Below are 17807 nucleotides of genomic sequence, written 5' to 3' on the forward strand. Positions count from 1 at the left end.
CCTTGCCAGCCACTAACGCCGGAAACTCACCGTTTCCCGCTCTTCCAGAAAGATCTCACTCTGTGCTGGTTTAGTCGCGGCAATCACCCGTCCGTGACGTATTGAATAGCGCGTGGCGACCTGACGTCGCACCGCATCAAATCCGCTCTCCGCCGCCAGAATCACCAGATTAGCGCTGTTTCCCACCTCAATGCCGTAATCGTCCAGCTGCATGGTTTGTGCACTATGATGGGTAATCAGATCAATTCCGCTATCGATCTGGCCATATCCCATCAGCTGACAGACATGCAGTCCCATATGCAAAACCTGCAACATATTGCCGGTGCCAAGCGGATACCAGGGGTCAAAGACGTCATCATGGCCAAAGCAGACATTAATCTCCGCCTCCAGCATCTCTTTCACCCGAGTGATACCGCGCCGTTTCGGATAGCTGTCAAAGCGCCCCTGCAGATGGATATTCACCAGTGGATTGGCGACAAAATTAATACCGGAAAGCTTAAGCAGGCGGAATAAACGCGAGGTATAAGCGCCATTATAGGAGTGCATGGCGGTGGTATGACTGGCGGTAACCCGCGCGCCCATCTGGTCACGTAGCGCCAGCGCGGCGACCGTTTCCACAAAACGCGACTGCTCATCATCGATCTCATCGCAATGCACATCCACCAGCCGCTGATATTTGTTAGCCAGCGCAAAGGCTTTATGCAGTGACTCCACACCATATTCACGGGTGAATTCAAAATGCGGGATCGCGCCAATCACATCGGCGCCAAGGCGCAACGCCTCTTCCAGCAAGGCTTCACCATCGGGATAGGAGAGAATGCCCTCCTGGGGGAATGCGACGATTTGCACTGCCACCCACGGCGCCATTTCTGCTTTGACTTCCAGCATCGCCTTCAGGGCGGTCAGCGTCGGATCGGAAACATCAACGTGCGTGCGTACATACTGAATGCCATTGGCAATCTGCCACTTCAGAGTCTGCTTCGCCCGCTGTTTCACATCTTCGTGGGTAAGGGTGGCTTTACGCTCGGCCCAGCGCTCGATGCCTTCAAATAGCGTACCGGACTGGTTCCATGCCGGTTCACCTGCCGTCTGCGTGGTATCCAGATGAATATGCGGTTCGACAAAGGGCGGATACGCCAGTCCGCCTTCCGCATCCAGCATGTCAGCATCCTGCTCGCTGTTCTGCGGCTGCGGCGTAATCCGTGTGATTTTGCCATCGTCGATAGCGATTTGCCACCGGCCGTCACGCCCCGGCAGACGCAGGTTATTGATCCCTTTCAACTGAGCAGAACGCATGCAAAACCTCCCGAGGAAAATGTCTTCGCCGCCTTACACTGGCTCCAATGCAAATCATTGCAACGGGCGACGAGAACGCCGCCCCCTACGAAACCAGTCTAATGCAGGGGCGGCGTTCTCGCCGCCCGCGGGATGGACTTTTACGGCTGGGCGACAAAGCCGACCGCTTCATATACTTTCTTCAGCGTTTGCTGGGCATGGGCACGCGCTTTGGCTGCGCCATCACGCATCACCTGCTCAAGGAAAGCTTCATCGTTGCGGACGCTGTGGAAGCGCGCCTGCAGATCCGTCAGCATGCCGGATACCGCGTCAGCCACCGCGCCTTTCAGATGGCCATACATTTTGCCTTCAAACTCCTGCTCCAGCTCGGCGATGGTTTTGCCAGTCACCCCGGAGAGAATATCCAGCAGGTTAGATACCCCCGCCTTCTCTTTGATGTCATAACGCACCACTGGTGGCTCTTCGGAGTCGGTCACTGCGCGTTTAATCTTTTTCACCACCGATTTCGGATCTTCCAGCAGGCCGATAACGTTATTGCGGTTATCGTCAGACTTGGACATCTTTTTGGTTGGCTCCAGCAGTGACATTACGCGCGCACCGGATTTTGGAATAAACGGCTCAGGCACTTTAAAGATATCGCCATACAGCGCGTTAAAACGGCTGGCAATATCACGGCTCAGCTCCAGGTGCTGCTTCTGATCTTCGCCCACCGGCACCTGATTGGTCTGATACAGCAGGATATCGGCCGCCATCAGCACCGGATAGTCAAACAGACCGGCATTGATATTCTCTTCGTAGCGGGTCGATTTATCCTTAAACTGCGTCATACGGCTTAGCTCACCGAAATAAGCGTAGCAGTTCAGGATCCAGCTCAGCTGAGTGTGCTCCGGCACATGGGACTGAACAAAAATGGTGCTTTTGCTCGGGTCGATGCCGCAGGCCAGATACAGCGCCAGCGTATCCAGCGTTGCTTTACGCAGCGCAACCGGGTCCTGACGGACGGTAATGGCGTGCAGGTCAACGATACAGTAGATGCAGTGAAAATCATCCTGCAGCTGTACCCACTGACGTAGCGCACCCATGTAGTTACCAATGGTCAGTTCACCTGAAGGCTGTGCGCCGCTAAATACGATGGGTTTGCTCATGCTTTGCTATCCTGATAATTACAGCCCTAATGCGGGCAGAAGATCGTTAAAATCGTCCAGAGCGAGCCCCGGATTGCTGGTAGTGATCGATTCACCATAGTTATAACCGAAGGTCATGCCAACACAGGGGCAACCCGCCGCCTGCGCCGCCAGAATATCATTGCGCGAGTCACCAACAAACAGCAACTCCTGCGGCAGTAAGCCAAAGGTTCCCAGCACTAAAAACAGCGGCGCCGGATGCGGCTTCTTCACCACCACATCATCACCGCCGATAATCAGCGAGAAATGTTGGGCAATACCCAGCGATTGCAGCAAAGGTGCAACAAACGGGGTCGGCTTATTAGTGACTACCGCCAGCGGAATATTGCGCGCGCTCAGTGCCACCAGCGTGCTGGCAACATGCGGAAACAGCGTGCTGCCGCTCTCTACGGTTTGTGCATAGAATTTATCAAACAGCACCCGGGCATCGCGCGCCTGATCTTCATGCGGTGGCTGACCCAACGCCCAGCTCAGCGCACGTTCGACCATAATATCCGCACCGTTACCAATCCAGGTGGAGATACGCTCAACACCCGCCGCCGGTAACTGCATGGCCTGTAATGCCTGATCGAGCGCGCTCGCCAGACCCGGCGCACTGTCAACCAGGGTACCGTCAAGATCGAACGCCAGTGCGCGAATATCAGTGAAATGAGCCATGGTGCGATTTCTCCAGTTCATTGCGCATATCGTCGATCACTTTTTTGTAATCAGGATGGCCGAAGATCGCCGATCCGGCGACAAACATATCGGCACCGGCAGCAGCGATTTCGCCGATATTATCGATCTTCACGCCGCCATCCACTTCCAGACGAATATCGTAACCGCTGTTATCGATCAGCTTGCGCGCCTGACGCAGTTTATCCAGCGTCGCCGGAATAAATGATTGCCCGCCAAAGCCCGGATTGACCGACATCAGCAGAATGATATCCACTTTATCCATCACATAATCGAGGTAGCTTAGTGGCGTTGCCGGATTGAACACCAGTCCGGCTTTACAACCATGCTCTTTGATCAGCTGCAGTGAGCGATCGACATGCTGAGAGGCTTCAGGATGGAAAGTGATATAGCTGGCGCCCGCTTTAGCGAACTCCGGGATCAGGCTGTCGACCGGCTTCACCATCAGATGCACATCGATGGGCGCAGTGATACCGTAGTCGCGCAGCGCCTTCAGTACCATTGGCCCCATGGTCAGATTGGGTACGTAGTGATTATCCATCACGTCGAAATGTACTACATCACCACCCGCAGCCAGTGCTTTCGCAGTATCTTCGCCCAGACGGGCAAAGTCCGCAGCCAGAATTGATGGGGCCAGTAAAAATCGTTTCATCCGTTTCTCCCAATTTGTGCGCCTGTGGCAACCACAAGCAGGCAGAGTTAATTCTCAGGTCGCGGACGAAACAAGCTAACTGTACAGCGCCAGTATTTCGTCCACTTTACTGCGACCACTAATGCTGCGACTGATGGAGCGCCGCGCTTTCACTACATGCAATTGCGCATCCTGATACCAGAGGCGCGTCAACGCCGTATCATGATTCGAGATAAGCACCGGAATACCACTCTCCTGCCACAGCTTTGTCGCCAGTTCTGCCAGATGCTGCTGCTCACGCATACTGAAGCTGTTGGTGTGATAGGCAGTGAAATTCGCCGTGGCCGACAGCGGTGCATACGGCGGGTCACAATAGACCACCGAACCCGCACGCGCGTTAGTCAGGGTAACATCGTAAGATTCGCAGACAAAGGTGGCTTTTTGCGCGCGCTCAGCAAACCAGTACAACTCATCTTCCGGGAAGTAGGGTTTACGGTAGCGGCCAAAGGGCACATTGAACTCACCGCTGAGGTTGTAGCGGCATAAGCCGTTATAGCAGTGGCGATTCAGCCAGGTAAACAGCACCGCGCGGCGATAGGGATCCTGGCTGGCGTTAAACTCGGTGCGTCGCGCATAGAAAAACTCCGCATCGTTCGCTTCCGGCGTAAACAGCTGGCGTGCGTCATTGATAAACTCAACGGTGCGGGTTTTGACGATGTTATAGAGATTAATCAGGTCGCTGTTGATATCCGCCAGAATGTAGCGCTCATAATCGGTATTAAGAAACACCGATCCGGCGCCAACAAAAGGCTCAACTAAACACTCTCCCTGTGGGAGATGGTGTCGAATATCATCCAGCAGCGGGTATTTCCCCCCCGCCCATTTCAAAAAAGCGCGATTTTTTTTCATGCCGTGGTTATTGCTTTTACTCTTCTGGCTGTGGATTTCTACCTGTCTACTTCAAGCTGCATCTTTGTTGGCTGCGTTCACTCACCCGAATCACGTAGATTACGACGCTCATCGGGATTCGTTCACTTGCCGCCTTGATGCAGCTCGAAGTAGTCAGGGTACGGCAGCATATCTGCGCTTAAATTTGATTCTGGCGCCGTGCTGTCACGGCGCCGACAGATTAATTAACGGATTCCTTTTTCACCTGACTGACCGGTTTGACCCAGGGACTCTGGGCACGAACCTCAGCAGGTAACGCAGCAACAGCGCGTTTAGCATCCGCAGGTGTGGCGTAAGAACCGCTGACCAGCACATACCATGGCTGGCCGTTACGCGTGGTTTTATACACGTGATAACCCGCCAGATTCTGTTTTTTAGCCCAGGCATTCAGCGTATCAGAGCGTGAAGCACTGCTCAGCTGCAACGTGTAGTTGCCGCCAGGGGCGGATGCGCTGCTGCTGGTTGCCGGGGTATGGCTGGCCGTCGCCGCCGTTTTGCTGGCCGGTTGCGCCGCAGGTTTACTGGCTGTCGGTTTATGTGTTGCTGCTGGTTTATGCTGCTGCGCCGTCGCCGGATGCTGTGCTGGCTTACTCGCTGGCGACGTAGCCTGGTTCTGCTGACCACTGGCTACCGTTGCTGGTGCCGTAGGCAATGAACTGCCGCTGTTGGTTGCGCCCTGTGCCGCTGCATTCACCTGATCCTGCTGAGAAGAGAGCGCACTGTTCAGGTCACCTGGCAGCTCCACACGCTGCTGGCCTGGCGGCGTCTGCACCGGTTCGGCTTGGGTTGGCGTCGGGGAGACAGGCGGCACGCTAATCTGCTGACTATTGCCAGCGGAGTTCGCAGCGGTATCCGCTGCTGGCTGCTGCCCGGCAGGCTGACCGCTGATTGAGGAAGAACCGGAAAGGTCGATGCTCTTTTCGCCACCTGAAGGCGCATTGCCAGCATTGCTGGTGTTACCGCTGACCGGCTGCTGAGCTTTCTGATCATCGCCAGGGCCGTTAAGCGCCGAGCCAATGCCAATCACTAACAGCAGCAGAACCAGGATACCAATCCCCATCATCATATGCTGACGGGAAATCGCAACCTTCGGCGCAGAAGACGTTTTGCGCGACCGCACAGGACGGCGGTCACTGGTGTCAGGTTTTAACTCGTCTTCCGGTTTAAACTCGTCCATTACAACCTCCTCCCGTTTAACGGCATCCGCCGCCCGCATCCGGGGCAGCGTTTACATCATTAGTACTTAACGTTGCAGCTACGTTAGCTGAACAGGCGCGGCGAGAACGCCGCCCCTACGATTTCTGGCAATCTTCAATCGCTGCCAGCACGATATCATGGGCAACCCCACCACGCACTTCGGCTTTGCCGATTGCGAGCGGTAATACCAGACGCAGTTCACCGGCCAGCACTTTTTTATCGCGCATCATATGCGGCAGATAGTCATGGGACTGCATGCTCTGTGGCCCCTCTACCGGTAATCCTGCGCGCTTCAGTAAAGTAATAATGCGATCGGTATCGGCTGAACTGAACTGGCCGAGACGTTCTGCGGTGCGCGCCGCCATCACCATGCCGGCGGATACCGCTTCGCCATGCAGCCAGTTGCCATAGCCCATATGCGCTTCAATCGCATGGCCATAGGTATGACCAAGATTCAGCAGTGCGCGCAGGCCGGTTTCGCGCTCATCAGCCGCCACCACTTCCGCTTTCAGTTCGCAGCAACGACGAATGCAATACGCCATCGCCACGCCATCCAGCGCCAGAAGAGCATCAAGGTTCTGCTCCAGCCAGTCAAAGAAGTCAGCGTCGAGAATAATGCCGTATTTGATTACTTCCGCCAGCCCCGAAGCCAGTTCGCGCGGCGGCAGACTCTGCAGGCAGTCAAGATCGATCACCACCGAAGCTGGCTGGTAAAAAGCGCCGATCATATTTTTGCCAAGGGGATGATTGACGGCCGTTTTGCCGCCAACAGAGGAGTCGACCTGAGATAAAAGCGTGGTCGGCACCTGAATAAAGCGCACGCCGCGTTGATAGCTGGCGGCGGCGAAACCGGTCAGGTCGCCAATCACCCCGCCACCGAGGGCGATTAAGGTGGTATCACGACCGTGCGGTTTTTCCAGTAACGCGGTGAACACCTCGTCCATCACGGACAGGGTTTTATACTGCTCGCCATCAGGCAGAATGACCTGATCGACCTTTACACCGGCGCTTTCCAGCAGGTTACGCAGCTTGTCCAGATAGAGAGGAGCCAACGTCTGGTTCGTCACCAGCATAGTCTGATCGCCCGCCTTCAGCGGCCAAAAAGAAGCCGGATCGTTAAACAGTCCGGCAGCGATGGTGATGGGGTAACTTCTCTCCCCCAGAGTGACGGTGATCCTCTCCATGACGCTGTATAACCCTATATGCGTTGCCCATAGCATGGGCAGGTTTTTACAACTGAGTTGAAATCGGCCGCGCGTATCGATTCGGCGTCAAACCAGCGTCAGATGCACACCCATCGGAGATAAGCCGCATACTGTTGCTGGTTCTGACCGTCTCTGAGCAGCACGTCACCCTTTCAACGCGTTTACGCTAATCAGTTCTTTTCCAACATATTAATGATCTGATTAGCCACTACTTTGGCGCTCTGATCATCAGTGCGAATGGTCACATCCGCAATCTCTTCATACAGAGGATTGCGTTCATTCGCTAAAGCTTCCAGCACTTCACGCGGTGGCGAATCAACCTGCAGCAGCGGACGCTTTTTATCACGTTGCGTACGAGCCAGTTGTTTCTCAATAGTGGTTTCCAGATACACCACTACGCCACGGGCGGACAGACGATTACGGGTTTCACGTGATTTTACAGAGCCGCCGCCTGTTGCCAGCACAATGCCCTGTTTTTCGGTGAGTTCATTGATGATTTTTTCTTCGCGATCACGAAAGCCTTCTTCGCCTTCAACGTCGAACACCCAGCCCACATCCGCTCCGGTACGTCGCTCAATTTCTTGATCGGAGTCGAAAAACTCCATATTGAGTTGCTGAGCTAACTGACGACCAATAGTGCTTTTGCCGGCACCCATAGGCCCAACCAGAAAGATATTGCGTTTCTCTGCCATTTTTTCGGTATTACTAAGACAATTCGTTGATGTTACCCCGCGTTCAACGATGTTGCCGCTGGCGGGACATGAACTGAAACCTCATGAGCGATAGTTCGAGAGTCAGACTGAAAATTATCTCAACACTCAAGGTAGTTTGGCAACCGAATAAATTGCCTGCTCACTGCGCGTGCATTTGCGCGTTTCAGTCCGCTTTATTTATCTGACCGATTTCAGATGCATCGGAACGCTACTTCAGCGCGATATAAAACGGTTAATACCCTTCATACTTCAGGTTGCCTCTGTGCTGGCTGCCTTCACTCACCCTCAGTCACATAGTAATCTATGCTCCTGCGGATTCGCTCAGTTGCCGCCTCGATGCAACCCGAATTATTTTGGGTATATTGCATTCTCTGCAACAGGCGCGATGGCCTAATATTCAAAATCGCTAAACCTTGTAAGCTAAATCCGCCCTTGCGTCAAACGCATATGTTAGCAATCAACGAAAAAACGTCCAGGTTGGATGCTTTCCTGGCAAAAAAGCATCATTCGTCACGGATCAGTCGCGGCGTAATAAAAATCACCAGCTCACGTCGCTTCTGCTGACGTACATCATGACGAAACAGTGCGCCCAACAGCGGAATATCCCCCAGTAGCGGCACCTTATCGCGCCCGGTGGTGTTCTGCTGCTGGAAAATGCCGCCCAGCGCCAGAGTCTGACCATCTTTAAGGCTAATCTGTGTTTCGATTTCCTGCTTATCAATCGTCAGCACCTCGATTTCACCACTGTGCAGGTTACGCCCCGGCACGTTCTGACTGATACGCAATTTCAGCATAATCCGCTCATTCGGTTGCACCGATGGCGTCACTTCCATCCCCAGCACCGCCTCTTTAAACTCAATGGTGGTGGCGCCATTGCTGCCGCTGGAGACTTCATAGGGGATTTCCGTGCCCTGCTTGATGCTGGCGGGCTGTTGATGGGAGGTAAACAGGCGCGGACTGGCGATAATTTCGATCTGGTTCTCGCGCTCCAGCGCGCTGAGTTCCAGGTCGAGCAGGCGACCGTCGAGGCGGGCAAGATGAAAGCCGGCGGTAAAAGTCGGTTTGCTGACGCCGAGGTCGATACCTAGCTGGCTGGTGCGTAACGCACGGGTGATCTGCTCTTCACTGCTCATTCCCCAGCTGACGCCCAGCTCACGCAGATTCTCTTCGCTGATGGTGACAATATGTGCCGCCAGCTCTATCTGCTCCAGCGGCACATCCAGTGCCTGCACCCACTGTGCGGCCTGCTGCAATGCGGCAGGAGTATCACGCAGCAGCAGAGCGTTGGTGCGCGTATCGACGGTGACGCTGCCGCGTGGCGTCATCAATTTTGCCTGCTGCGCCAGCAGGCTGTTATTGACCGTGGTGGCATCGGCATACTGTAACGTCAGGGTGCGTGTCTCCAGCGGCAAGGTTAATTGCTGTTGTTCGCTGCGTAACGCTTCACGCTGCTGCTTTTCCTGTTGCCAGCTCTCAGGGTAGACCAGCATCACGTTACCTTCGGTCTCGATCGTCAGCTTCGCCATGCGGGTGATTAGCTTTAGCGCCTGCTGCCAGGAGACCTCATTCAGACGCAGCGACAGCGTGCCCTCGACACCGGGCGCCACCATCAAATTCAGCTGCTGGTAATCCGCCAGCGCCTGTAACACACGTTCTACCGGGGCATCATCAAACGCCAGCGAGATCGGCGCTTCACTGCTGCGGCCCGGTGGACTCAGCAGCACCAGTATCACGATGATTATCCATTTCATAGTCACGTCCTTTTAATCGCAGGGTGAACCGCTGCTGCTCACAGCGCTGTGCAACCTGTAAGTGAATAGCCACTCCATTGATTTCGCTGACTTCCCATGGATAAAGCAGAAAGTCTCCAGTGCTGGCCACCGTTACCACCTGGCCTTGTGGCGACAGCAGCCAGCCACGATAATCGTCTGCGCGACCGATAATGCCCTGCAGGCGCCACTGGGTCAGCGCAGGCGCCGGTTGCAGGCAGCTGGCAGTTTCAGCCGGGGCAAAAGGGTCACGCGCCACAGCCACGCCGGATAGCAGCCACAGCAACCACAGCAGCCGCGCAGGTTGCCTGCTAATCATCATGGATGCCCAGGCTGAAAGTCGCGCGCAGCTGCTCACCGCTGCGCTGTAGCAACAACGTGTTAATCACCACCGGTGGCTGGCGTGACGCCAGATACGCCAGCGTGTGTTGAAACTGCGGCCAGCTTAATAACAGCATCAGTTCACCGCCCTGCGCGTCGGGCTGCCATTTCTCCAGCGCCACGCCATCGGCCATCAGGGCCGGTAATGAGAAAGCGGTCGGTGCAGTGGATTGCAGTGTTATCAGCAGTTGCTGGTTCTGTTGCTGCTGCATCAGCAGTGTGGGCTGGGCGCTTAGCTGCGCCATCCGCGCCTGATAGTGCTGGTGCAGCTGCTGATACTGGGTTGTCAGCAACTGCCGCTGGCTGCGCAGCGGTTGCAGCCACCACCAGGCGCTGAATATCAGCAGTAGTAAGGGAACGCCCAGCACGGTTAACCACTGCCAGTGGCGCGGAGCATATTGCCAGCGCAGTAGCCATTCACTCATGGGCCAGCTCCGGTTGCAGGCTGGCATGCAGACTAAATTGCATCGCGCCGCCGCTCTGACGCTCAATGCTGCCATGGCTGACCTGCTGAAACAGCGGCTGCCTGCTCAGCTGCTGACGAAAGGCCGCCACATCCTCAAGCTGATGGCTGATGCCACTGATATAAAAACCTGAAATCGCCTGTTGCAGGCTGGTCAGCCACAGGGTCTGTGGCATCAGTTGCGGCAACGCCCGGGCAAACTGCAGCCACTGCTGGTTACGCAACTGCTGGCGCTGCTGCTCCTGCTGCCGGGCCAGCAGATCGTGCTGCTGCTGTTGCGCCGCCGCCAGTTTCTGCGTCAGGCCGTCCGCCTGCGCCATGGCGGCCTGAAGCTGGTTGACCCGCTGCCGCCAGTGCAGGTTATTTGCCGACAGTTGCTGATATAGCATCAGCAGGGCTGTCATCCCCGGCAATAACAGCGCCAGGATTGCCAGCAACCCGCTGCGCCGCCGTTTGATTAACTGCTGCTGGCGCCATGGCAGCAGATTAACCCACACCATTATTGATCCTCCGGACGCAGCGCCAGACCGGTTGCCAGCGCAAAGCAGCCGCTGTACTGCGGCAACGGCGGCTGGATCATTTGCAGCGCTTTCAATGGCAGCAGATCGCGCGTTTTGTCCGGCAATTGATCAGCCTCGACGGCGCTGTAATAGATCACGCCGCTGTCGGGCAGATAGCGCAGCCGTAGCGCCTGATAGTCGCTGGCTTCGTCATGGCTACACCAGCCGCAAGGCTGCTGACTGTTCTGCGGCGAAAACCATAACCAGTGATCGGCGAGGCGGTGAATCAGTGTAGCGGCCGGATCCAGCCTCAGCCCCTGTGACAGTGAGCGCAGCGCCGCTGCCGTCAGCTCAAAAACCTGCGGCAACAATCCTGCATGGCTAAAGCACGCCAGCCACTGCTCCAGCACTTCACGCCGGGCGGCAGTAACGCACAGCTGGCCTGACGGATGGGGTAACTCGCGATAATCCAGCGCCAGCGCATCCAGTTCAATTGGGAAAAATCGTCTCGCCGCCGCCCGTACATAGCTGCTACGCTCCGGTTCGGCCACAAGCTGGCGCGGCAGATCGATATGACGTTGCAACACCAGCTGCGGGGGAAATCCGACCCGCAATGAGATCTGGCGCGGAAGTTGTTGCCGCCAGCATTGCAGAACCGCCGTCAAGTCGGCGGAACGTTGCAGTACGCCGTTTCTTAACGTATCTTGCGGCAGCGCATGCTGCCACCAGTGGCGCAGTTGCCAGCCGTTACGACGGCGCTGGATGCCTAAGGCGCAGAGCTGTCCGTTCTGAATATCCAGTCCAATTTGCCATGTCTGAAAAGCCATTTTCGCGCGATCTCCATATCGTTATGAAAAAGGTCTGTAGGGGCGGCGTTCTCGCCGCCAGTACGAAGGAGGTATCAAAGCTACTGGCTAGCCTTTATACTACCGCGCGATTGTTTATAAACTGCCCAATCGACATTAAATGGGAAATCTCAGGTGAAGTTCGTAAAGTATTTTTTGATTCTTGCAGTGTGTTGCATTTTGCTGGGAGCCGGCTCGGTTTATGGCTTGTATAAATATATTGAGCCGCAGCTGCCCGATGTAAACACCCTGAAAGACGTCCGACTGCAGACACCCATGCAGGTCTATAGCGCTGAGGGCGATCTTATTGCCCAGTACGGCGAGAAACGTCGTGTGCCGCTGACGCTGCAACAAATGCCGCCGGAAATGGTGAAAGCGTTTATTGCCACTGAAGACAGCCGTTTCTACGAGCACCATGGCGTCGATCCGATTGGTATCTTCCGTGCCGCCAGTATCGCGCTAATCTCGGGGCACGCTTCGCAGGGCGCCAGCACCATTACCCAGCAGCTGGCGCGTAACTTCTTCCTGAGTCCGGAACGCACGCTGATGCGTAAGATTAAGGAAGCGTTCCTGGCGATCCGCATTGAGCAGCTGCTGAGCAAAGACGAAATTCTTGAGCTGTATCTGAATAAGATCTACCTCGGCTACCGCGCGTATGGCGTCGGTGCGGCGGCGCAGGTCTATTTCGGCAAGAATGTTGATCAGCTGACGTTAAGCGAAATGGCGATGATCGCCGGTCTGCCAAAAGCGCCGTCGACCTTTAACCCGCTTTACTCGCACGATCGCGCGCTGTCACGCCGCAATGTGGTGCTGGCGCGTATGCTCGATCAGAACTACATCAGCCAGTCACGCTACAACGAAGCGCGTAACGAGCCGCTGGTGGCCAGCTATCACGGTCCTGAAATCGCCTTCTCCGCGCCTTACCTGACAGAAATGGTGCGCCAGGAGATGATTAAACGTTACGGCGAAAATGCTTATACGGACGGTTTTAAGGTTTACACCACCGTGACGCGTAAGCTGCAAACCGCAGCGCAGGAGTCAGTACGCAATAACGTGCTGGCTTACGATATGCGCCATGGCTACCGTGGTCCGTCTAATGTGCTGTGGAAAGTGGGTGAAGCCGCCTGGGGCGAGAGTGAAATCGTTAAATCTCTGAAAGCGCTGCCAGTCTACGGCCCGCTGTTCCCGGCAGTGGTGACCAGCGCCAATAGTGATGAAGCCACGGCGGTAATGCGTGACGGTAGTCATGTGGCGCTGGGCATGGCCGGTATGCGCTGGGCGCGTCCATATAAATCGGACACCCTGCAGGGCGCGACGCCACGCAGCGTGACGCAGGTGGTGCAGGCTGGCCAACAGATTTGGGTGCGCAAAGTGGATAATGACTGGTGGCTGGCGCAGGTTCCCGATGTGAACTCGGCGCTGGTTTCACTCGATCCACAGGATGGCGCGGTACGTGCGCTGGTCGGCGGTTTCGACTTTAACCAGAGCAAGTTTAACCGTGCCACGCAGGCGCTGCGGCAGGTCGGTTCCAATATCAAACCGTTCCTGTACACCGCAGCCATGGACCGCGGCTTAACGCTGGCCTCCATTCTGAATGACGTGCCAATCTCCCGCTGGGATGCCGGCGCCGGTTCCGACTGGCGGCCAAAAAACTCTCCGGCGCGCTACGATGGTCCGATTCGTCTGCGTCAGGGACTGGGCGAATCGAAGAACGTGGTGATGGTGCGCGCGATGCGTGCGATGGGCGTCGATTACGCGGCGGAATATCTGCAACGTTTCGGCTTCCCGGCGCAAAATATTGTGCACACCGAGTCGCTGGCGCTGGGTTCTGCGTCCTTTACACCAATGCAGCTGGTGCGCGGCTATGCGGTAATGGCTAACGGCGGTTTCCTGGTTGACCCGTACTTTATCCGCAAAATCGAAAATGAGCAGGGTGACGCGCTGTTTGAAATGAAACCGAAAATCGCCTGTGCCGAATGCAATCTGCCGGTGATTTATGGTGATACGCAGAAAGCTGTCGCCCTGAGCGAAGACAGTGTGGAAAACGTGGCGGTGTCGCAGGAAGGTCGCAATGTGGCGGTGCCACAGCCAGCACTGGAGCAGGTGCCAGCTGGTCAGCAATCCTCTGGTGAGCAGCAATACGCTCCCCATGTAATCAACACGCCGCTGTCATTCCTGATTAAAAGCGCGCTGAACTCCAATATCTTTGGTGAACCGGGCTGGATGGGAACCGGCTGGCGTGCCGGGCGTGATCTGAAGCGTAATGATATCGGTGGCAAAACCGGTACCACCAACAGCTCTAAAGACGCCTGGTTCTCCGGTTATGGTCCGGGTGTGGTGACGTCGGTATGGATTGGCTTCGATGACCATCGTCGCGATCTGGGACGCAGTACCGCGTCGGGGGCGATTCAGGATCAGATCTCCGGCTATGAAGGCGGCGCGAAGAGCGCTCAGCCTGCCTGGGATGAGTTTATGCAGTCGGCGCTAAATGGCGTGCCGCTACAGCCGCTGACCCCTCCTGCTGGCGTGGTGACGGTTAATATTGATCGCAGCACCGGCAAGCTGGCCAATGGCGGCGGCAACAGCCGTCCCGAGTTCTTTATCGATGGCACCCAGCCAACCGAATACTCGGTGCATGATGTCGGCACCACCATGATGGATAATGGTGAGAGCAAAGAGTTGTTCTGACGGGGTTCTACGGGCGGCGATAACGCCGCCTCTACAGAGAAATATAGACTTATGTAGGGGCGGCGTTATCGCCGCCCACGCTGATATTTTTGCACCCTGTCAGCACTCAATAATTCAGCCGTCCCTGCTTTACCAGCCACTCCCGCACTAAAAACAACGCACTGACATTGCGCGCCTCACGAAAATCAGGCTCTTCCAGCAGCGCCAGCAGATTTTCCAGCGGCCAGCGCACTATCGGCATTGGCTCAGGTTCATCCCCTTCCAGCTTTTCCGGATAAAGCTCTTCCGCCACCACGATATTCATTTTACTGGAGAAGTAGGAAGGCGCCATCGTCAGTTTGCTGAGGGTTTCCAGCGCCGCAGCGCCAAAACCGGCCTCTTCTTTTAACTCACGATTAGCCGCTTCAAATACCGTTTCACCCGGGTCGATTAATCCTTTCGGAAAACCCAGTTCGTAGCACTCAAGGCCAACGGCATACTCCTGAATCAGAATCAGGTGATCGTCAATAATCGGTACAATCATCACCGCTTCGCGGCCAGAAGGGCGCATACGTTCGTAGACCCGACGCACGCCATTGCTGAAGGTAAGGTCGACGGCTTCAACGGTAAACAACCGCGATCGCGCTACAGTTTCAACATTGAGTATTTCAGGTTTCTGTAATTGTCTGGTCATAATGGCCCCAGGAAAAAGCCGAATAAGGTGCAGCTCTGTTCCACGAAACAAAGCGCAACGCGTGACTGGCTGACATTGTGCGATAGCCGCCGGTGGAATCCAATCACTGCATGCTGTAATTTACCTGTTTATAACAAATCGTTGTTTATGTTAAGAAAAAAATTGCATAAAAGCAGATTATCATTGATAAAAATAGGATAATACCGATATTTAAACGCCAGCAACCCCGGTAACATTTGCGCAAGGCTTTTTATGTAATCGATATAAACTTTTGATTTAATGCGCTATTTTTGTCTGTAAGGCTGGTCGCCAGTTCCGCCCTGTCCCGCCAAAATTAGCATTTAGCATAACGATTTATAGCCAAAGTAATTGAAGTTGCAACAAGCGAGTGAATCCCTGCAAGGGCAACTTCAAGTACAAAGGATATATAGCAATCTGGAGTTCGTAAGACTGTGACGGGAAGACTTTGGCTGGGATAAGCGAAGCATGAGCACAATAATAATCATATTGGCTGTAATGCTAGCCTGCTCGATCGTAGCGGGTTGTTTCTTTTGGTACGCTATGCGGCATCGTCCGCCGATGGCGAAACCACTGCCGTTTATCAGTCCTCCACACCGCAAACTGACTGATGAAGAACGCGTGGCCGTTGAGCGCTATGTTGAATCGCTGAGCAAACGCAGCAACAGTAGCGTATTACCCGGAGGCGCCAGCACGCCGCCGGTCAAACTGATCCTCACCTCGCAAAGCAGTAATGTCTATCCGGTCACCCGGGCAATCACCCGCTATGGCCTCTCTACCGATGAACCGCATAAATGGCGCTACTACCTGGATGCCGTTGAAGTTCATCTGCCGCCCTTGTGGGAACAGTATATTGCTGACGAAAACTATGTGGAGCTGATTAAAACCCAATCTATTCCGCTGGTGATTTCGCTTAATGGTCATTCGCTGACCAGCTACGCTTATGAACAACCGACGCTGCCACCGATGGTGCGTCCGCTGGCGCCTAATGCCTCGATTCGTAAAGAGGAAGGTGAGAATATTGAACTGCTCAGCGTGCGTAAAGAGACGCGCGAAGAGTATTCACTGTCACGTCCCGACGGTATGCGTGAAGCGCTGGTGATCAGCTGCGCCTTGCTGCTGTTCTTTTTCAGCCTGATCGCCCCTCCCCTGCTGATGCCATGGCTGATTAGCGTCGGCATTGCGATGATTGTGGTCAGTTGCTGGTTCCTGTACCGCCAGCCAACGGAAAAAGATCTGCGTGAAATTCACTGTCTGCGTGGCGCACCGAAGCGCTGGGGACTGTTTGGTGAATCGAATCAGGGACAAATCAGCAATATCTCGTTAGGCATTATCGATCTGATCTATCCGCCGCACTGGCAGCCGTATGTCGCTCACGATTTAGGGCAGACCACCGATGTCGATATCTATCTTAATCGCCAGGTCGTACGCCAGGGGCGCTTCCTGTCGTTACAGGATGAGGTGCGTAACTTCCCGGTGCAGTTCTGGCGTAAAAATATGGTGCTGGCCTGCGGTTCCCTGCTGGTGCTGATACTGCTGGTGAGCTGGATCCCGCTTGGCATGCCGCTGAAACTGAGCATGGCATGGATTAAAGGCACCGAAAGCATTAAGGTGACGGCGGTTGATGAACTGGAAAAAATCCCGCTGCGGGTGGGTGACAACCTTGAGGTAAGCGGTAGCGGAATGTGTTCGGTGCCGGCGAACTATCAAAGTAATCGCTCCTACACTTTTATGCCGTTCGACTGTTCAGCGATTTACTGGAATAACGCCGCGCCATTGCCTGAGCCACAGTCCGATATCATCGATAAAGCGACCGCCCTGCAAACCAGCACTAATCAGCAGCTGCATCCGCAAACCGCTACCGATCCTAAGCTTAACCCGCAACTGGCCACCGCGATTCAAAAATCGGGCATGATCCTGCTGGATGATTTTTCCGATCTGGTGCTGAAAACCCAGGATCTCTGTAGTCAGGAGCAGGACTGCGTGCGCCTGAAAAATGCGCTGGTTAATCTGGGCAATGCCAAAGACTGGGAAACGCTGGTGGAACGCGCCAACTCCGGCGCGCTGAATGGCATGAATGTGCTGTTACGTCCGGTCAGCGCGGAAGCGCTGGAAAACCTGGTCAATACCGCCACCTCATCCTTCTTCTATCGTGAAACGCGCCGCGCCGCAGAAGCGTTAAACAGCCCACCGCCGGGCGGATTTCTGATTATCAGTGACGAAGGCCGCCAGCTGGTAAATCAGCCGCAACCGGTCATCTCGCTGTTTGATTACAACGCGCCGGAACAGTGGGGCGAATTACAGCGCCTCGCCTCAATGCTGCTGCATACCCGCTTTGACGCCAAAGGTATTATTACCAATATTACTACTGATGCGAATGGCACCCAGCATGTGGCGCTGCACAGCGAGCCGGATGCCATCAGCCTGTGGCGCTATCTGGCAACCAGCCTGCTGTTGCTGATTGTCAGTGTGAGCCTGGTGGTCAACGCCCTGCTGGCGTTAAAACGCATTCATCGCAACCGTACGCGGATTATTGAAATTCAGCGTTACTACGATCACTGCTTTAATCACTCCCTGACCGCTATTCAGACCGTGCGACCTCTGTTCTGACCGCTGGATAA

The 17807-nt window shown here is 55.1% G+C and carries 16 protein-coding genes; 2 read left to right on the plus strand and 14 right to left on the minus strand.

From position 1 onward, the window contains the following. Positions 1-12: 12 nt before the first annotated feature. The 13 genes from J2125_RS09260 to pilM all read right to left on the minus strand — a co-directional run bounded on the left by J2125_RS09260 (position 13) and on the right by pilM (position 11789). Complete coding sequence (locus tag J2125_RS09260) at positions 13-1296, minus strand: cytosine deaminase (protein WP_017803004.1); 1284 nt, start codon at positions 1294-1296, stop codon at positions 13-15. A gap of 140 nt (positions 1297-1436) precedes the next feature. After that, positions 1437-2441, minus strand: a complete 1005-nt coding sequence (gene trpS, locus J2125_RS09265) for a tryptophan--tRNA ligase (RefSeq protein ID WP_017803003.1) — start codon at positions 2439-2441, stop codon at positions 1437-1439. An 18-nt stretch (positions 2442-2459) separates the two neighbouring features. After that, positions 2460-3137 carry a phosphoglycolate phosphatase gene (locus J2125_RS09270; protein WP_017803002.1) on the minus strand — a complete coding sequence of 226 codons (678 nt, stop codon included), beginning with the start codon at positions 3135-3137 and terminating at the stop codon, positions 2460-2462. After that, a complete protein-coding gene (rpe, locus tag J2125_RS09275) occupies positions 3121-3807 on the minus strand; it encodes a ribulose-phosphate 3-epimerase (protein WP_017803001.1) in 687 nt (228 codons plus the stop codon). Before rpe ends, J2125_RS09270 begins: the two co-directional genes overlap by 17 nt. A gap of 75 nt (positions 3808-3882) precedes the next feature. Further along, positions 3883-4695, minus strand: a complete 813-nt coding sequence (gene dam, locus J2125_RS09280) for an adenine-specific DNA-methyltransferase (protein ID WP_017803000.1) — start codon at positions 4693-4695, stop codon at positions 3883-3885. Positions 4696-4915: 220 nt separating this feature from the next. Continuing rightward, on the minus strand, positions 4916-5911 hold the full coding sequence (locus tag J2125_RS09285) for an SPOR domain-containing protein (RefSeq protein WP_017802999.1): 996 nt from the start codon (positions 5909-5911) through the stop codon (positions 4916-4918). A 115-nt stretch (positions 5912-6026) separates the two neighbouring features. Further along, on the minus strand, positions 6027-7115 hold the full coding sequence (aroB, locus tag J2125_RS09290) for a 3-dehydroquinate synthase (protein WP_040462542.1): 1089 nt from the start codon (positions 7113-7115) through the stop codon (positions 6027-6029). 191 nt (positions 7116-7306) lie between these two features. Continuing rightward, positions 7307-7828, minus strand: a complete 522-nt coding sequence (gene aroK / locus J2125_RS09295; protein ID WP_017802997.1) for a shikimate kinase AroK — start codon at positions 7826-7828, stop codon at positions 7307-7309. 524 nt (positions 7829-8352) lie between these two features. Beyond that, positions 8353-9600: a DNA uptake porin HofQ gene (gene hofQ / locus J2125_RS09300; RefSeq protein ID WP_083865664.1), complete on the minus strand. Its 1248-nt coding sequence runs from the start codon at positions 9598-9600 to the stop codon at positions 8353-8355. Beyond that, positions 9542-9940, minus strand: a complete 399-nt coding sequence (locus tag J2125_RS09305; RefSeq protein WP_017802995.1) for a HofP DNA utilization family protein — start codon at positions 9938-9940, stop codon at positions 9542-9544. Before J2125_RS09305 ends, hofQ begins: the two co-directional genes overlap by 59 nt. Then, complete coding sequence (locus J2125_RS09310) at positions 9930-10424, minus strand: HofO family protein (protein ID WP_017802994.1); 495 nt, start codon at positions 10422-10424, stop codon at positions 9930-9932. The genes J2125_RS09305 and J2125_RS09310 overlap by 11 nt, the downstream gene beginning before the upstream one ends. Then, the gene (locus tag J2125_RS09315; protein ID WP_017802993.1) at positions 10417-10962 is read right to left on the minus strand and encodes a PilN domain-containing protein; all 546 of its coding nucleotides are present in this window, start codon (positions 10960-10962) and stop codon (positions 10417-10419) included. Before J2125_RS09315 ends, J2125_RS09310 begins: the two co-directional genes overlap by 8 nt. Continuing rightward, positions 10962-11789 carry a pilus assembly protein PilM gene (gene pilM / locus J2125_RS09320; protein WP_017802992.1) on the minus strand — a complete coding sequence of 276 codons (828 nt, stop codon included), beginning with the start codon at positions 11787-11789 and terminating at the stop codon, positions 10962-10964. The genes J2125_RS09315 and pilM overlap by 1 nt, the downstream gene beginning before the upstream one ends. A gap of 153 nt (positions 11790-11942) precedes the next feature. Between pilM and mrcA the strand changes: the two genes are divergently transcribed. Then, a complete protein-coding gene (gene mrcA, locus J2125_RS09325; RefSeq protein ID WP_026111965.1) occupies positions 11943-14495 on the plus strand; it encodes a peptidoglycan glycosyltransferase/peptidoglycan DD-transpeptidase MrcA in 2553 nt (850 codons plus the stop codon). Positions 14496-14601: 106 nt separating this feature from the next. Here mrcA and nudE read toward each other — a convergent pair whose 3' ends face one another. Further along, on the minus strand, positions 14602-15168 hold the full coding sequence (gene nudE, locus J2125_RS09330) for an ADP compounds hydrolase NudE (protein ID WP_017802990.1): 567 nt from the start codon (positions 15166-15168) through the stop codon (positions 14602-14604). 486 nt (positions 15169-15654) lie between these two features. On the opposite strand from nudE, the gene J2125_RS09335 reads away from it, so the two are divergent. Beyond that, positions 15655-17796, plus strand: a complete 2142-nt coding sequence (locus J2125_RS09335; protein WP_026111964.1) for an intracellular growth attenuator family protein — start codon at positions 15655-15657, stop codon at positions 17794-17796. Positions 17797-17807 lie beyond the last annotated feature (11 nt).

This window comes from Winslowiella toletana (genome assembly GCF_017875465.1).
GTDB classification, from domain to species: Bacteria; Pseudomonadota; Gammaproteobacteria; order Enterobacterales; family Enterobacteriaceae; genus Erwinia; species Erwinia toletana.

Excerpts from the sequence above, each read along its gene's own strand:
- aroK (WP_017802997.1), bottom strand. The coding sequence starts at position 7,828 with ATGGCAGAGAAACGCAATATCTTTCTGGTTGGGCCTATGGGTGCCGGC.
- J2125_RS09270 (WP_017803002.1), bottom strand. The coding sequence starts at position 3,137 with ATGGCTCATTTCACTGATATTCGCGCACTGGCGTTCGATCTTGACGGT.
- nudE (WP_017802990.1), bottom strand. The coding sequence starts at position 15,168 with ATGACCAGACAATTACAGAAACCTGAAATACTCAATGTTGAAACTGTA.
- J2125_RS09305 (WP_017802995.1), bottom strand. The coding sequence starts at position 9,940 with ATGATGATTAGCAGGCAACCTGCGCGGCTGCTGTGGTTGCTGTGGCTG.
- rpe (WP_017803001.1), bottom strand. The coding sequence starts at position 3,807 with ATGAAACGATTTTTACTGGCCCCATCAATTCTGGCTGCGGACTTTGCC.
- trpS (WP_017803003.1), bottom strand. The coding sequence starts at position 2,441 with ATGAGCAAACCCATCGTATTTAGCGGCGCACAGCCTTCAGGTGAACTG.
- J2125_RS09310 (WP_017802994.1), bottom strand. The coding sequence starts at position 10,424 with ATGAGTGAATGGCTACTGCGCTGGCAATATGCTCCGCGCCACTGGCAG.
- aroB (WP_040462542.1), bottom strand. The coding sequence starts at position 7,115 with ATGGAGAGGATCACCGTCACTCTGGGGGAGAGAAGTTACCCCATCACC.
- hofQ (WP_083865664.1), bottom strand. The coding sequence starts at position 9,600 with ATGAAATGGATAATCATCGTGATACTGGTGCTGCTGAGTCCACCGGGC.
- J2125_RS09285 (WP_017802999.1), bottom strand. The coding sequence starts at position 5,911 with ATGGACGAGTTTAAACCGGAAGACGAGTTAAAACCTGACACCAGTGAC.
- pilM (WP_017802992.1), bottom strand. The coding sequence starts at position 11,789 with ATGGCTTTTCAGACATGGCAAATTGGACTGGATATTCAGAACGGACAG.
- J2125_RS09335 (WP_026111964.1), top strand. The coding sequence starts at position 15,655 with ATGAGCACAATAATAATCATATTGGCTGTAATGCTAGCCTGCTCGATC.
- dam (WP_017803000.1), bottom strand. The coding sequence starts at position 4,695 with ATGAAAAAAAATCGCGCTTTTTTGAAATGGGCGGGGGGGAAATACCCG.
- J2125_RS09260 (WP_017803004.1), bottom strand. The coding sequence starts at position 1,296 with ATGCGTTCTGCTCAGTTGAAAGGGATCAATAACCTGCGTCTGCCGGGG.
- J2125_RS09315 (WP_017802993.1), bottom strand. The coding sequence starts at position 10,962 with ATGGTGTGGGTTAATCTGCTGCCATGGCGCCAGCAGCAGTTAATCAAA.